Here is a 14,598-nt window from a genome sequence, read left to right on the forward strand (position 1 = left end):
TGATCAGTAAAGACCCTTGGCTCTTCAAAGCGAAGAGCAACCGTGATGGAAACAGTAATGAACTGGACCTGGTTTCATAAGCTCGGCTCGCCCAAATGGTTTTACGGCATCAGTGGCAAACTGCTGCCGTGGCTGAGCATTGCCGCGTTGCTGCTGATCGGCGTCGGTGTCGTTTGGGGCCTGGCCTTCGCGCCGCCCGACTACCAGCAAGGCAACAGCTTTCGCATCATCTATATCCACGTTCCCGCCGCCATGCTGGCGCAGTCCGTCTACGTCATGCTGGCGGTGTGCGGCATCGTCGGGCTGGTCTGGAAAATGAAACTGGCCGACGTCGCCCTGCAATGCGCGGCGCCCATCGGTGCCTGGATGACCGCCGTGGCACTGGTCACCGGCGCGATCTGGGGCAAACCGACCTGGGGCTCGTGGTGGGTCTGGGATGCGCGACTTACGTCCATGCTTATTCTGCTGTTTCTGTACTTCGGTCTCATTGCGCTGGGCAACGCGATCAGCAATCGTGACAGTGCGGCCAAGGCCTGTGCGGTCCTGGCGATTGTCGGCGTGATCAACATCCCGATCATCAAATACTCGGTGGAGTGGTGGAACACCCTGCACCAGGGCGCGACCTTCACCCTCACCGAAAAACCGGCGATGCCCGCCGAGATGTGGCTGCCTCTGCTGCTGACGGTGCTGGGTTTCTACTGTTTCTTCGGCGCGGTGCTGTTGCTGCGCATGCGCCTTGAAGTGCTCAAGCGCGAAGCCCGGGCGAGCTGGGTGAAAGCAGAAGTGCAGAACAGTCTGGAGGCCGTTCGATGAGTTTTGCTTCATTCGGCGACTTCCTCGCCATGGGCCATCACGCCCTGTATGTCTGGTCAGCCTATGGCATCTGCCTGGCGGTGCTGGCCCTCAACGTGGCGGCGCCGATCCTGGCCCGCAAGCGGTATCTGCAACAAGAGGCGCGTCGTTTGCGCCGGGAGAACGGCAAGTGAATCCGCTGCGCAAAAAGCGTCTTATCATCATTCTCGCGATCCTGGTGGGTGTCGGCGCAGCCGTCGGCCTGGCCCTGAGCGCCCTGCAGCAGAACATCAATCTGTTTTACACCCCGACCCAGATCGCCAACGGCGAAGCCCCGCAAGACACGCGCATCCGCGCCGGCGGCATGGTCGAGAAAGGTTCGCTGCAACGTTCCGGCGACTCTCTGGACGTGAAATTCATCGTCACCGACTTCAGCAAATCCGTGACCATCAGTTATCGCGGCATCCTGCCGGACCTGTTCCGCGAAGGGCAGGGCATCGTGGCGCTGGGCAAACTCAACGCCGACGGCGTGGTGGTGGCCGACGAAGTGCTGGCCAAGCACGATGAGAAGTACATGCCGCCGGAAGTGACCAAGGCTTTGAAAGACAGCGGTCAATCTGCTCCAACGCCCGCGAAGGAGGGTTGATCGATGACATCCGGACTGTTTATTCCTGAACTCGGCCACCTGGCCATGATTCTGGCGCTGTGTTTCGCGCTGGTTCAGGCCATCGTGCCGTTGCTCGGTGCCTGGCGCGGTGACCGTTTGTGGATGAGCCTCGCGCAGCCTGCCGCGTGGGGCCAGTTCACCTTTTTGCTGTTCGCCTTCGGCTGCCTGACCTACGCGTTCATGGCCGACGACTTCTCCGTCGCCTACGTGGCCAGCAACTCCAACAGCGCCTTGCCCTGGTACTACAAGTTCAGCGCGGTATGGGGCGCTCACGAAGGTTCATTGCTGCTCTGGGCTTTGATCCTCGGCGGCTGGACCTTTGCAGTGTCGGTGTTCTCCCGGCAGCTGCCGCAAGTGATGCTGGCCCGCGTGCTGGCGGTGATGGGCATGATCAGCACCGGTTTCCTGCTGTTCCTGATCCTCACCTCTAACCCGTTCAAGCGCATCCTGCCGCAAGTGCCCAGCGATGGCGCGGACCTCAATCCGCTCCTGCAAGACATCGGCCTGATCGTTCACCCGCCAATGCTGTACATGGGTTACGTCGGTTTCTCGGTGGCTTTCGCCTTCGCCATTGCGGCGCTGATGGGCGGTCGTCTTGATGCGGCGTGGGCGCGCTGGTCGCGTCCGTGGACCATCGTCGCCTGGGCCTTCCTCGGGATCGGCATCACGCTCGGCTCGTGGTGGGCCTACTACGAACTCGGCTGGGGCGGTTGGTGGTTCTGGGACCCGGTGGAAAACGCATCCTTCATGCCTTGGCTGGTGGGTACGGCGCTGATTCACTCGTTGGCAGTCACGGAAAAACGTGGCGTGTTCAAGAGCTGGACCGTGTTGCTGGCCATCGCCGCGTTCTCGTTGAGCCTGCTTGGAACCTTCCTCGTGCGCTCCGGCGTGCTGACCTCGGTCCACGCCTTTGCCTCCGACCCTGAGCGCGGCGTGTTCATCCTGATCTTCCTGCTGTTCGTGGTCGGCGGTTCGCTGACGCTGTTTGCCTTGCGCGCTCCGGTAGTGAAGAGCCACGTGGGCTTCAACCTGTGGTCCCGGGAAACCCTGCTGTTGGGTAATAACCTGGTGCTGGTGGTGGCGGCGTCGATGATCCTGCTCGGCACCTTGTACCCGCTGATTCTCGATGCGATGACCGGCGCCAAGCTGTCGGTCGGCCCGCCGTACTTCAACGCGCTGTTCATTCCGTTGATGGCGTTGCTGATGGTGGTGATGGCGGTCGGTATGCTGGTGCGCTGGAAAGACACCCCGGTCAAATGGCTATTCAACATGCTGGCTCCGGTGTTGCTTGGCAGTGCCGCGTTGGCCGTGGTGGCCGGCGTCGCTTACGGTGATTTCAACTGGGCGGTGATCGCCACGTTCATGCTCGCCGCGTGGGTGCTGTTGGCCGGTGTGCGTGACATCTTCGACAAGACTCGCCACAAAGGCCTGATCAAAGGCCTGCCGACCCTGACCCGCAGCTACTGGGGCATGCAGATCGCGCACTTGGGCATCGCGATTTGCGCCCTCGGCGTCGTGCTGTCGAGCCAGAACAGTGCCGAGCGCGACCTGCGTCTGGCGCCGGGCGAGTCCATGGACCTGGCCGGTTACCACTTCGTGTTCGAAGGCGCCAAGCACTACGAAGGCCCGAACTTCACCTCCGACAAGGGCACCGTCCGGGTGATCCGTGACGGCAAGGAAGTCAGCGTGCTGCACCCGGAAAAACGCCTCTACACCGTGCAGAACTCGGTGATGACCGAAGCCGGGATCGACGCCGGCTTCACCCGTGACATTTACGTCGCACTCGGCGAACCGCTGGGCGATGGCGCCTGGGCTGTGCGCGTTCACGTCAAACCGTTCGTGCGCTGGATCTGGTTCGGCGGGCTGCTCACAGGTTTCGGTGGTTTGCTGGCGGCGCTGGATCGCCGTTATCGGGTCAAGGTGAAAAGCCGCGTGCGTGAAGCACTGGGCATGACGGGAGCCACTGCATGAGACGTTGGTTAATGCTGTTGCCACTGGCGATTTTTCTGGTGGTGGCTGTTTTCCTGTATCGCGGGTTGTACCTGGACCCGGCCGAGTTGCCTTCGGCGATGATTGGCAAGCCGTTCCCGGCGTTTTCCCTGCCGACCGTGGAGGGCGACAAGACCCTGACCAAGGCCGACATTCTCGGTAAACCGGCACTGGTCAACGTCTGGGCCACCTGGTGCATCGCCTGCAAGGTCGAGCATCCGGTACTGAACAAACTGGCCCAGCAGGGCGTGACGATTTATGGCATCAACTACAAGGACGTCAACGCTGACGCGAAGAAATGGCTGGTGGAATTCCACAACCCTTACCAGTTGGGTATCAGCGACGCGGAAGGCTCGCTGGGCCTGAACCTCGGCGTGTATGGCGCGCCGGAAACCTTCTTCATCGACGCCAAAGGCATCATCCGCGACAAGTACGTCGGGGTGATCGACGAGCAGGTCTGGCGCGAAAAACTGGCGGCCAGGTATCAGGCGCTGGTGGATGAGGCCAAGCCATGAAACGCTGGATAGCCGCTGTTGTATTGGGTTTGAGCATGGCCGGCGTGGCGCACGCGGCCATCGACACTTATGAGTTCGCCAAAGAAGGTGATCGCGAGCGTTTTCGCGAGCTGACCAAAGAGCTGCGTTGCCCCAAGTGCCAGAATCAGGACATTGCCGATTCCAACGCACCCATCGCCGCCGACCTGCGCAAAGAAATTTTCCGCATGCTGGGCGAGGGCAAGGACAATCAGCAGATCATCGACTTCATGGTTGATCGCTACGGTGATTTCGTCCGCTACAAACCCGCTCTGAACGCCAAGACCGCCTTGCTCTGGTTCGGCCCCGCCGGCCTGCTGCTGGGCGGTTTTGTGATCATCGCCGTGATCGTCCGCCGTCGTCGCGTGCAACGCACTGACACCAAGGATGAGCTTTCTGCCGAGGAGCGCGAGCGCCTCGACCACCTGTTGGATAAAACCAAGAATGATTGATTTCTGGCTCGCTGCAGGTCTGCTACTTCTGGTTGCCCTGAGTTTTCTGCTGATCCCCGTTTTGCGTGGCCGTCGCGCGCAGCTTGAAGAGGATCGTACTGCCCTGAACGTCGCGCTGTATCAGGAGCGCGTGGCTGAGTTGCAAACCGAGCAGGAAGAGGGCGTACTCAACGCTGCGCAACTGGAAACCGGTCGCGCCGAAGCTGCCCGTGAGTTGCTCGCCGACACCGAAGGCGTCGAGGCACCGCGCGTGGCGCGCCTGGGCAAACCGTTGCCCTTGCTGGCGGCGATTCTGGTTCCGGTCCTGGGGTTGGGCTTGTACCTGCATTTCGGCGCCAGCGACAAGGTCGAACTGACCCGTGAATTCTCCCAGGCGCCGCAGTCGATGGAAGAGATGACCCAGCGCCTGGAGCGTGCGGTCGCGGCTCAGCCGGATTCGGCTGAAGGCTTGTACTTCCTCGGTCGCACGTACATGGCGCAGGATCGCCCAGGCGATGCGGCGAAGATCTTCGAACGCACGGTGAACCTGGCCGGTCGTCAGCCGGAACTGCTCGGCCAATGGGCTCAGGCCCAGTACTTCGCCGATGGTAAAAAGTGGTCGGACAAGATTCAGGCGCTGACTGACGAAGCGCTAAAAGCCGATCCGAAAGAAGTCACCAGCCTCGGCCTGCTGGGTATCGCGGCGTTTGAAAGCCAGCGTTATCAGGACGCCATCGACTACTGGAATCGCCTGTTGGCGCAACTGCCGCCGGAAGACAGTTCCCGTGCCGCGCTGCAAGGCGGGATTACGCGTGCCACGGAGAAGCTCGAAGCCGGCGGCGGCAAAGTCGCCCAGGCCCCCGCGGCCAAAGCGGCAGCGAAGCTTAAAGTCACCGTCGATCTGGCGCCCGAGCTCAAAGCCAAGGTTCAGCCCGGCGACAGCGTGTTCATTTTTGCCCGCGCCACCGCAGGTCCACCGGCACCGCTGGCCGCCAAGCGACTGACCGTCGCCGACTTGCCGGCCACCGTCGAACTGGGCGATGCCGACGCAATGATGCCGCAGTTGAAACTGTCGAACTTTCCTGAAGTCCAACTGGTTGCGCGCATCTCCCGCGCCGGCCAACCGACTGCCGGCGAATGGATCGGTCGCAGCCAGCCCCTGGCCAGCAGCACCACCGCAGCACAAAAACTGACTATCGACAGCCCGGACAAATAACAGGATATCGCCCATGACCGCCATCGCTCGTATCACCCTGCTCAGTCTGGTCCTGGGGTTAAGCGCTTGTGCGGTCCAGCGGCCCCCTGAGCAGCCAACCCCGTCACCGATCCCGCCGTCGCAGCCAAGACCTACACCGTCTACGACGCCTACTCCGGGCAAGCCGAGTATCCCGGCCAAGCCCGCCAAGCCGCTGCCACGCACCTCCGCCAGCTTCGCGCCGCCACCGGGTGGCAACAGCCATTGGGATGCCAAGCTCGGCGTTTATGTGCTTGATGATCAGCCCAACACTTTCTACCGCCAGCGCACTTACTATCGCTGGAACAACGGCTGGAGCCGGGCGATCAGCCCGAACGGGCCGTGGGAAGAGACCAATATTCATGGCGTGCCGGGTGGGTTGGGGCGGCAGTTCGGGGAGTAACTGTCAGCACAGAACAAGGCGACCTTCGGGGTCGCCTTTTTTGTGGGTGCGGGGAAAGTGTTGGGACCACCACTGGACCTTGTGGGAGCGAGCTTGCTCGCGAAGGCGGTCTGATCGTTGGTCGGGATTGTTTTGTGTACATATCCGTTTCTGCGGTAACGGCTACTTAGGGTTTCGCTCTTACAGCGACTCACTTTTCCAAACGCCGAAAAGTAAGCAAAAGGCTTCGCCCCGGCGTACGGCGCCTCGCTGAGGCTCCGCGTTCCCTCGCTACGGTGTCCATCAGGGGGCATCGCCTACGGTCTGCTTCGCGACGACCTCCTCTCGATGTGTGCGGCTTCGCCGCACGGCGCTACGCGCCTAACCCCCTGATGAACACCTACGCTCGGCCTGCCGAAGGGGCGATAGATCAAAAGCTGAATCAAGATCAAGATCAAGATCAAGATCAAAATCAAAAGCCAAAGCCAAAGCCAAAGCCAAAGCCAAAGCCAAAGCCAAAGCCAAAGCCAAAGCCATCAAAGCCACCTCACACCTGTGGGAGCGAGCTTGCTCGCGATGGCGGCGGTTCAGTCAACATTGCTTTGCCTGACACACCGCCATCGCGAGCAATCTCGCTCCCACAGAAAAGCGCGTACACCTGCTCTTCACCACTCATCAGGCCGAGCGTTAGCTCGCCTGCAGCTTTTGATCTTGATGCACCGCCCCCTCGAGAGGCCGAGTGGAGGTTCTGCGCAGTGGGCAACCCGGCATGGATGCCGGGTTAGCCGCCCCCGGCCATGGATGGCCGATGGCGGCGGGCCCACGGAGCAGGACCGGAGCGAGGGCATGGCGAGCCTTAGCGAGGCACCGAACGTCAGGTGCAAGAGCCCTTTGGTTACTTTGGGGCTTTTTGTACGGACCGGACACATGGTTGACGGGTGTGCGGGGACATGGTGGACACTTTTCGGCAAGCCAGCTCCCACAGGTTCAGCGGTAACCCCACCGGCTCAACCTTTCACAAATCCTTCATCAAATGGTTAAGCCAGCGACTTGTGCAAGTCATAGGGCTGACACAGCCCGTGCCTAAAGTCGGTTGAACTCAAAAGCGGCCAGGGACGGCTGTTCAACCAGACAGAGAAGCCCATGAACGCAGCTATCCATGTCGATCATCTGAACAAGACCTTTGCGCGCAAGACCGCACTGGTCGACCTCGAACTCACCATCGCAACCGGTGAGATGGTCGCGCTGATCGGCGCTTCCGGTTCCGGCAAGTCCACCTTGCTGCGGCACCTCGCGGGCCTGGCCTGTTGCGATCGCAACAACGGCGGCAGCGTCAAGGTGCTGGGGCGCGAAGTGCAGGCGTCCGGGCGGCTCAATGGCAAGGTTCGCCGACTGCGCGCCGACATCGGCTACATCTTCCAGCAGTTCAACCTGGTCAACCGCCTGAGCGTGCTCGATAACGTGCTGCTCGGTTGTCTGGGCCGCATGCCGCGCTGGCGCGGCAACTTGAACCTGTTCAATGCCCAGGAAAAGCAGTTTGCCCTTGAGTCCCTGGACCGTGTCGGCCTGGCCGATCTGGCGGCGCAGCGCGCATCCACCTTGTCCGGCGGCCAGCAGCAGCGCGTGGCAATCGCCCGGGCGCTGACCCAGCGTGCCGAAGTGATTCTGGCCGATGAACCGATCGCTTCCCTGGACCCGGAATCGGCGCGCAAGGTCATGGAGATCCTCGCCGACATCAATCGCCGCGACGGCAAGACCGTGGTGGTGACCCTGCATCAAGTCGACTACGCCACGCGCTATTGCCCGCGTGCCGTCGCGCTCAAGGGCGGGCGAATTCATTTCGACGGCCTCGCCGCTGATCTGAGCAGTCAGTTCCTCAATGATCTATACGGTGCCGACATCGACACCAGCCTGATGTTTTCCGACCAGACCCGCCGCACCGAACCCGCGCCCCGGTTGGTGCTGGCTCGCGTGTGAACACCTCCATCATCCCCATTACGCACCCTCAGGAATCCATTCCATGTTGAACCGTATCGGTCGCGTCTTTGCTGGCGCAGCACTGCTCGCCAGCTGTGTGCTGGGCACCGCCCAGGCTGAAGAAAAAGCCATCAACTTCGGCATCATGTCCACCGAGTCTTCGCAGAACCTGAAGAGTATCTGGCAGCCGTTTCTCGACGACATGCAGGAGAAAACCGGCCTGAAAATCAATGCCACGTTCGCCTCCGACTATGCCGGGCTGATTCAGGGCATGCGCTTCAACAAGGTCGACGTCGCCTGGCTGGGCAACAAGGCCGCGATGGAAGCGGTGGACCGTTCCAACGGCGAGATCTTCGCCCAGACCGCTGCCGCCAACGGTGCCGCCGGGTACTGGAGCGTGCTGATCGTGCGCAAGGACAGCCCGATCAATTCCGTCGACGACATGCTCAAGAACGCCAAGAGCCTGACCTTCGGCAACGGCGACCCGAACTCCACGTCGGGCTACCTGGTGCCGGGCTACTACGTGTTCGCCAAGAACCACGTCGATGCCGCCACCGCGTTCAAGCGCACCCTCAACTCCAGCCATGAGGTCAACGCCTTGAGCGTGGCCAAGGGGCAACTGGATGTGGCGACTTTCAACACTGAAAGCTGGGATCGCCTGGAAGTCACCCAACCGGACAAGGCCGCACTGCTCAAGGTGATCTGGAAGTCGCCGCTGATCCCCGCCGACCCGCTGGTATGGAGCAAGGCCCTGAGCGACAGCGAGAAGACCAAGATCCGCGATTTCATCTTCAGCTACGGCGACACCGACTCCGAGAAAGCGGTGCTCAAGGGCATGCAGCTGGGCAAGTTCCTGAAGTCCAGCGACGACCAGTTGCTGCCGATCCGTCAGCTTGAACTGTTCAAGCAGCGCACCACGATCAGCGCTGATACCAAGCTTGAAGAAGCGGACAAGACCAAGCGCCTGGCCGAGATCGATGCCGAACTGGCCAAGCTGCAAGAGCGCCTGACCTTGCTCGAAAAGACCAGCGACAAGAAGAGCGCGGCCAACGCCGGTTGACCCACCGCAGGACAACTGTGGGAGCGACGGTGCGACGATTCGACCTGCTCGCGATTGCGGTGTGTCATTCAGCAATGATGTCGACTGACACACCGCTATCGCGAGCAGGCTCGCTCCCACAGGGTTTTTGTTCCAGGCATCACTCATGTGTCGCGTCTCAATGAACTGCTTCTTTAGAGAAATCCTATGACCACTCTGCACGCTGAAGCTGTCGGCAAGCGCACCTGGCCGCAGTACGCTGGCTGGGGCCTGTTCCTGATCTTGTTGGCCTGGGCCTGGCACGGCGCCGAGATGAACCCGATGGCGCTGTACCGCGACTCGGGAAACATGGCGACCTTCGCCGCTGATTTCTTCCCGCCTGACTTCCACGAATGGCGCTCCTACCTCAAGGAAATGATCGTCACCGTACAAATTGCCCTCTGGGGCACGGTGTTGGCGATTGTCTGCTCGGTGCCGCTGGGCATTCTCTGCTCGGAAAACATCACCCCCTGGTGGATCCACCAGCCACTGCGCCGGGTGATGGACGCCTTCCGTTCGATCAACGAAATGGTCTTCGCCATGTTGTTTGTGGTGGCGGTCGGCCTGGGTCCGTTCGCCGGGGTGCTGGCGCTGTGGATCAGCACCACCGGTGTGCTCGCCAAGCTCTTCGCCGAAGCGGTCGAGGCCATCGATCCGGGCCCGGTTGAAGGGGTTCGCGCCACCGGTGCCAGCGCCCTGCAAGAAGTGATCTACGGGGTGATCCCACAAGTGATGCCGCTGTGGGTGTCGTACGCGCTGTATCGCTTCGAGGCCAACGTGCGCTCGGCGACGGTGGTGGGGATGGTCGGTGCGGGCGGGATCGGGGTGATTCTGTGGGAGAACATCCGCGCCTTTCAGTTTGTTCAAACGTGCGCGGTGCTGCTGGTGATCATCGTCGTGGTGAGCCTGATCGACATCCTGTCGCAACGCCTGCGCAAGCAGTTCATCTGAATTTCAGAGGGGTGCCTGTGGGCGCTTTTTTTAAGCATGCAGTTGTCTAGACAAGATGAGCCGGTGTACCGCGAACTGGCCGACATCCTGCGTCGCGAGCTGGCCGATTATCAGGCCGGGGATTTCCTGCCGGCCGAGGTGCAGTTGGCCGAACGTTTCGGGGTCAACCGCCATACCTTGCGCCGCGCCATCGATGAGCTGGTGTTCGAAGGCAGCCTGCTGCGCCGCCAGGGCAAGGGCACGCAAGTGCTGGAACGACCGCTGATTTATCCGATGGCCGCAGACAGTGCCTATAGCCAGTCGTTGTCGGCCCAGGGGCTGGGCGTCGAAGCGGTGCTGCTCAAGCGCCGTTATTGCTTCGCCAGCCGCGAAGAGGCGCAACACCTAGGTCTGGCCGAGATGGCGCCGATGATCGAATTGCAGACCCTGCGCAAGCTCGATCACCAACCGGTCAGCCTGATCCGCCATCGCTACTGCGCCAGCCATGCGCCGTTGCTGGCGGACTACACCGGCGGTTCCCTGCGCCAGTACTTGAGCGAACGTGACATGCCGCTGACCCGCACCCTGAGCCTGATCGGCGCCCGGTTGCCCAGCCGCGAAGAAGCCGCGTTGCTGATGATGCCCCGGCATTTGCCGGCGCTGAGTGTGTTCACCCTTTCCCGCGATCGCGACGGTCGTCCGGTGGAGCTGGCCCAGTCCACCAGCCGTTCGGATCGCTTCCAGTACCAGGTTGTCACCTGATGGAGAACTCAACGATGAACCCTGCTCCCAACGCTGCGCGGCAGCACTGGATCGGCGTGCTGGCCTGCGCCCGTCACAGCGAATTGCAACCCCATGAAGCCGCGCTGCGCGACGTCGAGTACCAACTGATCCGTGCCCCTGAAATCGGCATGACCCTGGTCCGTGGCCGCATGGGTGGCAACGGTGCGCCGTTCAATGTCGGCGAAATGAGCGTGACCCGTTGCGTGGTGCGCCTGGCCGATGGCCGGACCGGTTACAGCTATCTGGCCGGTCGCGACAAGGCCCACGCCGAGTTGGCGGCCCTGGCCGACGCGCATTTGCAGGGCGCGCAACAGCGCCATTGGCTCGATCAAGTGATCACGCCGCTGGCCAACGCCCAAGCGGAGCGGCGGGCGCAGAAAGAGGCGGACACCGCCGCCACCAAAGTCGAATTCTTCACCCTCGTGCGAGGAGAAAACTGATGAGCGCACCGTTGTTGCAACCGGCGTTTTCCGACCCGGTGCTGGATGCCCAGCGCGGTTTTCGCGCTGCACTCAAAGCGCTGGCCGGCCCAGGTTTGATCCAGACCTTGCACGCCACGCCAAGTCTGGAAGGGTTGGCGCCCGCCACTTATGCCTTGTGCCTGGCCTTGCTCGATGGCGACACGCCGCTGTGGCTGGCGCCTTCTTTCGACACGCCGGTGATTCGCGCCAACCTGGCGTTTCACTGCGGTTGCCCGTTGACCCCGCATCGGGAATCCGCGCGGTTTGCCTTGCTCAGCGCCGAGGACTTGCTCGACCTCAGCGGCTTCGAGCATGGCAATGACCGTTACCCCGATCAGTCCTGCACCTTGCTGGTTCAGCTGCCGCGACTCGACGGCGGAGCAGGGCTGTCCTGGCGCGGGCCCGGCATTCAGACCGAGCACCGGGTCAGTCTGCCGGTGGCCGAGGGCTTCTGGCGCGAGCGTGAACAGCGCAACGAATTTCCCCGGGGGCTGGATCTGTTTTTCGCCGCCGGTCACGACTTTATCGGCCTGCCGCGCAGCACGCGGGTCGCTCGCACAGCAGAGGAGCTTGCCTGATGTACGTAGCCGTCAAAGGTGGCGAACAGGCCATCGACAATGCCCACCGTCTGCTGGCGAAAAAGCGCCGGGGCGACACCTCGGTCACTGAACTCGGCGTCGAGCAGGTCCGTCAGCAACTGCCGCTGGCGGTGGCCCGGGTGATGAGCGAAGGCTCGCTCTACGACGAAGAACTGGCCGCGCTGGCGATCAAGCAAGCGGCGGGGGATCTGGTCGAGGCGATTTTCCTGCTGCGTGCCTACCGCACCACGTTGCCGCGTTTCAGCCCGAGCCTGCCGATCGACACCTCAGACATGCAGCTCAGCCGGCGTCTGTCCGCCACCTTCAAGGACGTGCCGGGCGGGCAGTTGCTGGGGCCGACCTTCGATTACACCCATCGCCTGCTCGACTTTGCGCTGCTCGCAGAAGGCGAATATCCGGGACCGCAAACCGTCCCGGACGCCAGCCTCGAACCCTGCCCACGGGTCCTCGGTCTGCTGGCAAAGGAAGGCTTGATCAAGAACGAGTCCGACAACAGCGACAGCGTCGCCGACATCACCCGCGACCCGCTGGAACTGCCCGCCAGCCGTGCCCAGCGTTTACAGGCACTGGCCCGTGGCGATGAAGGTTTTCTGCTGGCGCTGGGGTATTCGACCCAACGCGGCTATGGCCGCAATCATCCGTTCGCCGGGGAAATTCGCATCGGTGAGGTAGAGGTCTGGATTGATCCGGAAGAGCTCGGTTTCCCTGTCTGCCTGGGCAGCATCGAAGTGACCGAGTGCGAGATGGTCAATCAGTTCGTCGGTTCGGCCACTGAGCTGGCGCAGTTCACCCGCGGTTACGGCCTGGCCTTCGGGCATGCCGAGCGCAAGGCCATGGGCATGGCGCTGGTCGACCGCGCACTGCGGGCCGAGGAGTTCAACGAAGAGATCGTGTCCCCGGCACAGCAGGAAGAATTCGTGCTGATGCACTGCGACAACGTCGAGGCCGCAGGCTTCGTTTCCCACCTCAAACTGCCGCACTACGTGGACTTCCAGGCCGAACTGGAACTGATCCGCAAACTGCGCAAGCCGGCCGAGGGCCACAGCCATGAATGACCTGAGCAACCCCATGAAGGGCCGGGCGCCGGAGCGCGATGCGGCGTACAACTTCGCCTACCTCGATGAGCAGACCAAACGCATGATCCGCCGCGCCTTGCTCAAGGCCGTGGCGATACCCGGTTATCAGGTGCCGTTCGGTGGGCGCGAGATGCCGTTGCCTTACGGTTGGGGCACCGGCGGCATGCAATTGACCGCGGCGATTCTCGGTGCCGATGACGTGCTCAAAGTCATCGACCAGGGCGCGGACGACACCACCAACGCGGTGTCGATCCGTCGCTTCTTCGCCCGCACCGCTGGGGTCGCGACCACCGAAAGCACGCCGGACGCAACGGTGATCCAGACCCGTCACCGCATCCCGGAAACGCCACTGCACGCTGATCAGATCATGGTGTATCAGGTGCCGATCCCCGAGCCACTGCGTTTTATCGAGCCGTCGGAAACCGAGACCCGGACCATGCACGCCCTCAATGATTACGGGGTGATGCACGTCAAACTCTACGAGGACATCGCCACCTTCGGCCACATCGCCACCGCTTACGCGTACCCGGTGATGGTGGATGAGCGCTACGTGATGGACCCCTCGCCAATTCCCAAATTCGATAACCCGAAACTCGACATGAGCCCGGCGCTGATGTTGTTCGGTGCGGGTCGGGAGAAGCGCTTGTACGCGGTGCCGCCCTACACGCAAGTCACCAGCCTCGACTTCGAAGATCACCCCTTCGAAGTGCAGAAATGGGAGGAGTGCTGCGCCATTTGCGGCAGCCGTGATTCGTTCCTCGACGAGCTGATCATCGACGACGCCGGGACCCAGAGTTTCGTCTGTTCCGACACGTATTACTGCGCCCAGCGCGTCAGCCAGCAGGAGCAGGGCCAATGAACCAGGCGCTGAAAAACGATCTGTCCGTGTCCACCGAACCTTTGCTGCAAGTGCGCGACCTGTCGTTGCTGTACGGCCCGGAGAAGGGTTGCCAGGGCGTCAGTTTCGACCTGTATCCCGGCGAGGTGCTGGGGATTGTCGGCGAGTCCGGCTCGGGCAAATCGACCTTGCTCTCGTTGCTCAGCGGTCGTTTGCCGCCCCAGCGCGGCAGCATTGGCTACCGCGACAAACAGGGCGAATGGATCGACCTGTACAGCGCCAGCGAAGCCGAGCGCCGGACGTTGTTGCGCACCGAATGGGGCTTCGTCGAACAGAATCCTCGCGACGGTTTGCGCATGGGCGTTTCGGCCGGTGCCAACATCGGCGAACGCCTGATGGCCCAGGGCGTACGCAATTACCAGCAACTGCGCGGGGCGGGGATCGACTGGTTGAGCCAAGTGGAAATCGACCCGCTGCGCATCGACGACTTGCCGCGGACCTTCTCCGGCGGCATGCAACAGCGGCTGCAAATCGCCCGCAATCTGGTGTCGAGCCCCAGGCTAGTGTTCATGGACGAACCGACCGGTGGCCTCGACGTGTCGGTGCAGGCGCGGTTGCTCGATTTGCTGCGGGGGTTGGTGCGTGAGCTGGACCTGGCCGTGGTGATCGTCACCCATGACTTGGCCGTGGCCCGGTTGCTGGCGGATCGGTTGATGGTGATGCGGCGCTCGCGGGTGGTGGAAACCGGGTTGACCGACCAGATCCTCGACGACCCGCAGCACCCATATTCGCAACTGCTGGTGTCGTCGGTACTGCAGCCATGACGTC

The 14,598-nt window shown here is 62.2% G+C and carries 18 protein-coding genes; 17 read left to right on the plus strand and 1 reads right to left on the minus strand.

The features are described from left to right. The first annotated feature begins 57 nt into the window (after positions 1–57). From ACA070_RS08065 to ACA070_RS08100, 8 genes are read left to right on the plus strand one after another with little or no spacing between them, the layout of a single operon-like run. Complete coding sequence (locus ACA070_RS08065) at positions 58–813, plus strand: heme ABC transporter permease (protein ID WP_497450712.1); 756 nt, start codon at positions 58–60, stop codon at positions 811–813. After that, complete coding sequence (gene ccmD, locus ACA070_RS08070) at positions 810–986, plus strand: heme exporter protein CcmD (protein WP_008145547.1); 177 nt, start codon at positions 810–812, stop codon at positions 984–986. The genes ACA070_RS08065 and ccmD overlap by 4 nt, the downstream gene beginning before the upstream one ends. After that, positions 983–1,438 carry a cytochrome c maturation protein CcmE gene (ccmE, locus tag ACA070_RS08075; RefSeq protein WP_283183583.1) on the plus strand — a complete coding sequence of 152 codons (456 nt, stop codon included), beginning with the start codon at positions 983–985 and terminating at the stop codon, positions 1,436–1,438. Before ccmD ends, ccmE begins: the two co-directional genes overlap by 4 nt. A gap of 3 nt (positions 1,439–1,441) precedes the next feature. Further along, the gene (locus tag ACA070_RS08080; RefSeq protein WP_497450713.1) at positions 1,442–3,430 is read left to right on the plus strand and encodes a heme lyase CcmF/NrfE family subunit; all 1,989 of its coding nucleotides are present in this window, start codon (positions 1,442–1,444) and stop codon (positions 3,428–3,430) included. Continuing rightward, the gene (locus tag ACA070_RS08085; RefSeq protein ID WP_462026189.1) at positions 3,427–3,963 is read left to right on the plus strand and encodes a DsbE family thiol:disulfide interchange protein; all 537 of its coding nucleotides are present in this window, start codon (positions 3,427–3,429) and stop codon (positions 3,961–3,963) included. Before ACA070_RS08080 ends, ACA070_RS08085 begins: the two co-directional genes overlap by 4 nt. Beyond that, complete coding sequence (locus ACA070_RS08090; RefSeq protein ID WP_109628611.1) at positions 3,960–4,433, plus strand: cytochrome c-type biogenesis protein; 474 nt, start codon at positions 3,960–3,962, stop codon at positions 4,431–4,433. The genes ACA070_RS08085 and ACA070_RS08090 overlap by 4 nt, the downstream gene beginning before the upstream one ends. Then, positions 4,426–5,628, plus strand: coding sequence for a c-type cytochrome biogenesis protein CcmI (gene ccmI, locus ACA070_RS08095; protein WP_497450714.1), 1,203 nt, complete (start codon positions 4,426–4,428; stop codon positions 5,626–5,628). Before ACA070_RS08090 ends, ccmI begins: the two co-directional genes overlap by 8 nt. Before the next feature lie 13 nt (positions 5,629–5,641). Next, positions 5,642–6,049 carry a hypothetical protein gene (locus tag ACA070_RS08100; protein WP_497450715.1) on the plus strand — a complete coding sequence of 136 codons (408 nt, stop codon included), beginning with the start codon at positions 5,642–5,644 and terminating at the stop codon, positions 6,047–6,049. 360 nt (positions 6,050–6,409) lie between these two features. Here ACA070_RS08100 and ACA070_RS08105 read toward each other — a convergent pair whose 3' ends face one another. Further along, positions 6,410–6,565 carry a hypothetical protein gene (locus ACA070_RS08105; RefSeq protein ID WP_497450716.1) on the minus strand — a complete coding sequence of 52 codons (156 nt, stop codon included), beginning with the start codon at positions 6,563–6,565 and terminating at the stop codon, positions 6,410–6,412. Positions 6,566–7,171: 606 nt separating this feature from the next. On the opposite strand from ACA070_RS08105, the gene phnC reads away from it, so the two are divergent. The 9 genes from phnC to phnK all read left to right on the plus strand — a co-directional run bounded on the left by phnC (position 7,172) and on the right by phnK (position 14,594). Next, a complete protein-coding gene (phnC, locus tag ACA070_RS08110) occupies positions 7,172–8,005 on the plus strand; it encodes a phosphonate ABC transporter ATP-binding protein (RefSeq protein ID WP_462026193.1) in 834 nt (277 codons plus the stop codon). Positions 8,006–8,048: 43 nt separating this feature from the next. After that, positions 8,049–9,065, plus strand: a complete 1,017-nt coding sequence (phnD, locus tag ACA070_RS08115) for a phosphonate ABC transporter substrate-binding protein (protein ID WP_497450717.1) — start codon at positions 8,049–8,051, stop codon at positions 9,063–9,065. A gap of 186 nt (positions 9,066–9,251) precedes the next feature. Beyond that, positions 9,252–10,034: a phosphonate ABC transporter, permease protein PhnE gene (gene phnE, locus ACA070_RS08120; protein WP_497450718.1), complete on the plus strand. Its 783-nt coding sequence runs from the start codon at positions 9,252–9,254 to the stop codon at positions 10,032–10,034. Between the two features lie 36 nt (positions 10,035–10,070). Further along, positions 10,071–10,775, plus strand: coding sequence for a phosphonate metabolism transcriptional regulator PhnF (gene phnF, locus ACA070_RS08125; RefSeq protein ID WP_497450719.1), 705 nt, complete (start codon positions 10,071–10,073; stop codon positions 10,773–10,775). 14 nt (positions 10,776–10,789) lie between these two features. After that, positions 10,790–11,236: a phosphonate C-P lyase system protein PhnG gene (phnG, locus tag ACA070_RS08130; RefSeq protein WP_497450720.1), complete on the plus strand. Its 447-nt coding sequence runs from the start codon at positions 10,790–10,792 to the stop codon at positions 11,234–11,236. Further along, entirely contained in the window at positions 11,236–11,835 is a 600-nt protein-coding gene (gene phnH / locus ACA070_RS08135; RefSeq protein WP_497450721.1) for a phosphonate C-P lyase system protein PhnH, read from the plus strand. The genes phnG and phnH overlap by 1 nt, the downstream gene beginning before the upstream one ends. Beyond that, positions 11,835–12,911, plus strand: a complete 1,077-nt coding sequence (locus tag ACA070_RS08140) for a carbon-phosphorus lyase complex subunit (RefSeq protein WP_497450722.1) — start codon at positions 11,835–11,837, stop codon at positions 12,909–12,911. Before phnH ends, ACA070_RS08140 begins: the two co-directional genes overlap by 1 nt. 13 nt (positions 12,912–12,924) lie before the next feature. Continuing rightward, positions 12,925–13,791, plus strand: a complete 867-nt coding sequence (locus tag ACA070_RS08145; RefSeq protein ID WP_497451924.1) for an alpha-D-ribose 1-methylphosphonate 5-phosphate C-P-lyase PhnJ — start codon at positions 12,925–12,927, stop codon at positions 13,789–13,791. Then, positions 13,788–14,594, plus strand: coding sequence for a phosphonate C-P lyase system protein PhnK (gene phnK, locus ACA070_RS08150; protein WP_497450723.1), 807 nt, complete (start codon positions 13,788–13,790; stop codon positions 14,592–14,594). The genes ACA070_RS08145 and phnK overlap by 4 nt, the downstream gene beginning before the upstream one ends. Positions 14,595–14,598 lie beyond the last annotated feature (4 nt).

Source organism: Pseudomonas sp. LBUM1678, assembly GCF_059695575.1.

Coding starts and splice junctions, on each gene's coding strand:
- ACA070_RS08065 (WP_497450712.1), top strand. CDS start 58: ATGAACTGGACCTGGTTTCATAAGCTCGGCTCGCCCAAATGGTTTTAC.
- ccmD (WP_008145547.1), top strand. CDS start 810: ATGAGTTTTGCTTCATTCGGCGACTTCCTCGCCATGGGCCATCACGCC.
- ACA070_RS08080 (WP_497450713.1), top strand. CDS start 1,442: ATGACATCCGGACTGTTTATTCCTGAACTCGGCCACCTGGCCATGATT.
- ACA070_RS08085 (WP_462026189.1), top strand. CDS start 3,427: ATGAGACGTTGGTTAATGCTGTTGCCACTGGCGATTTTTCTGGTGGTG.
- ACA070_RS08090 (WP_109628611.1), top strand. CDS start 3,960: ATGAAACGCTGGATAGCCGCTGTTGTATTGGGTTTGAGCATGGCCGGC.
- ccmI (WP_497450714.1), top strand. CDS start 4,426: ATGATTGATTTCTGGCTCGCTGCAGGTCTGCTACTTCTGGTTGCCCTG.
- ACA070_RS08100 (WP_497450715.1), top strand. CDS start 5,642: ATGACCGCCATCGCTCGTATCACCCTGCTCAGTCTGGTCCTGGGGTTA.
- ACA070_RS08105 (WP_497450716.1), bottom strand. CDS start 6,565: ATGGCTTTGGCTTTGGCTTTGGCTTTGGCTTTGGCTTTGGCTTTGGCT.
- phnC (WP_462026193.1), top strand. CDS start 7,172: ATGAACGCAGCTATCCATGTCGATCATCTGAACAAGACCTTTGCGCGC.
- phnD (WP_497450717.1), top strand. CDS start 8,049: ATGTTGAACCGTATCGGTCGCGTCTTTGCTGGCGCAGCACTGCTCGCC.
- phnE (WP_497450718.1), top strand. CDS start 9,252: ATGACCACTCTGCACGCTGAAGCTGTCGGCAAGCGCACCTGGCCGCAG.
- phnF (WP_497450719.1), top strand. CDS start 10,071: ATGCAGTTGTCTAGACAAGATGAGCCGGTGTACCGCGAACTGGCCGAC.
- phnG (WP_497450720.1), top strand. CDS start 10,790: ATGAACCCTGCTCCCAACGCTGCGCGGCAGCACTGGATCGGCGTGCTG.
- phnH (WP_497450721.1), top strand. CDS start 11,236: ATGAGCGCACCGTTGTTGCAACCGGCGTTTTCCGACCCGGTGCTGGAT.
- ACA070_RS08140 (WP_497450722.1), top strand. CDS start 11,835: ATGTACGTAGCCGTCAAAGGTGGCGAACAGGCCATCGACAATGCCCAC.
- ACA070_RS08145 (WP_497451924.1), top strand. CDS start 12,925: ATGAAGGGCCGGGCGCCGGAGCGCGATGCGGCGTACAACTTCGCCTAC.
- phnK (WP_497450723.1), top strand. CDS start 13,788: ATGAACCAGGCGCTGAAAAACGATCTGTCCGTGTCCACCGAACCTTTG.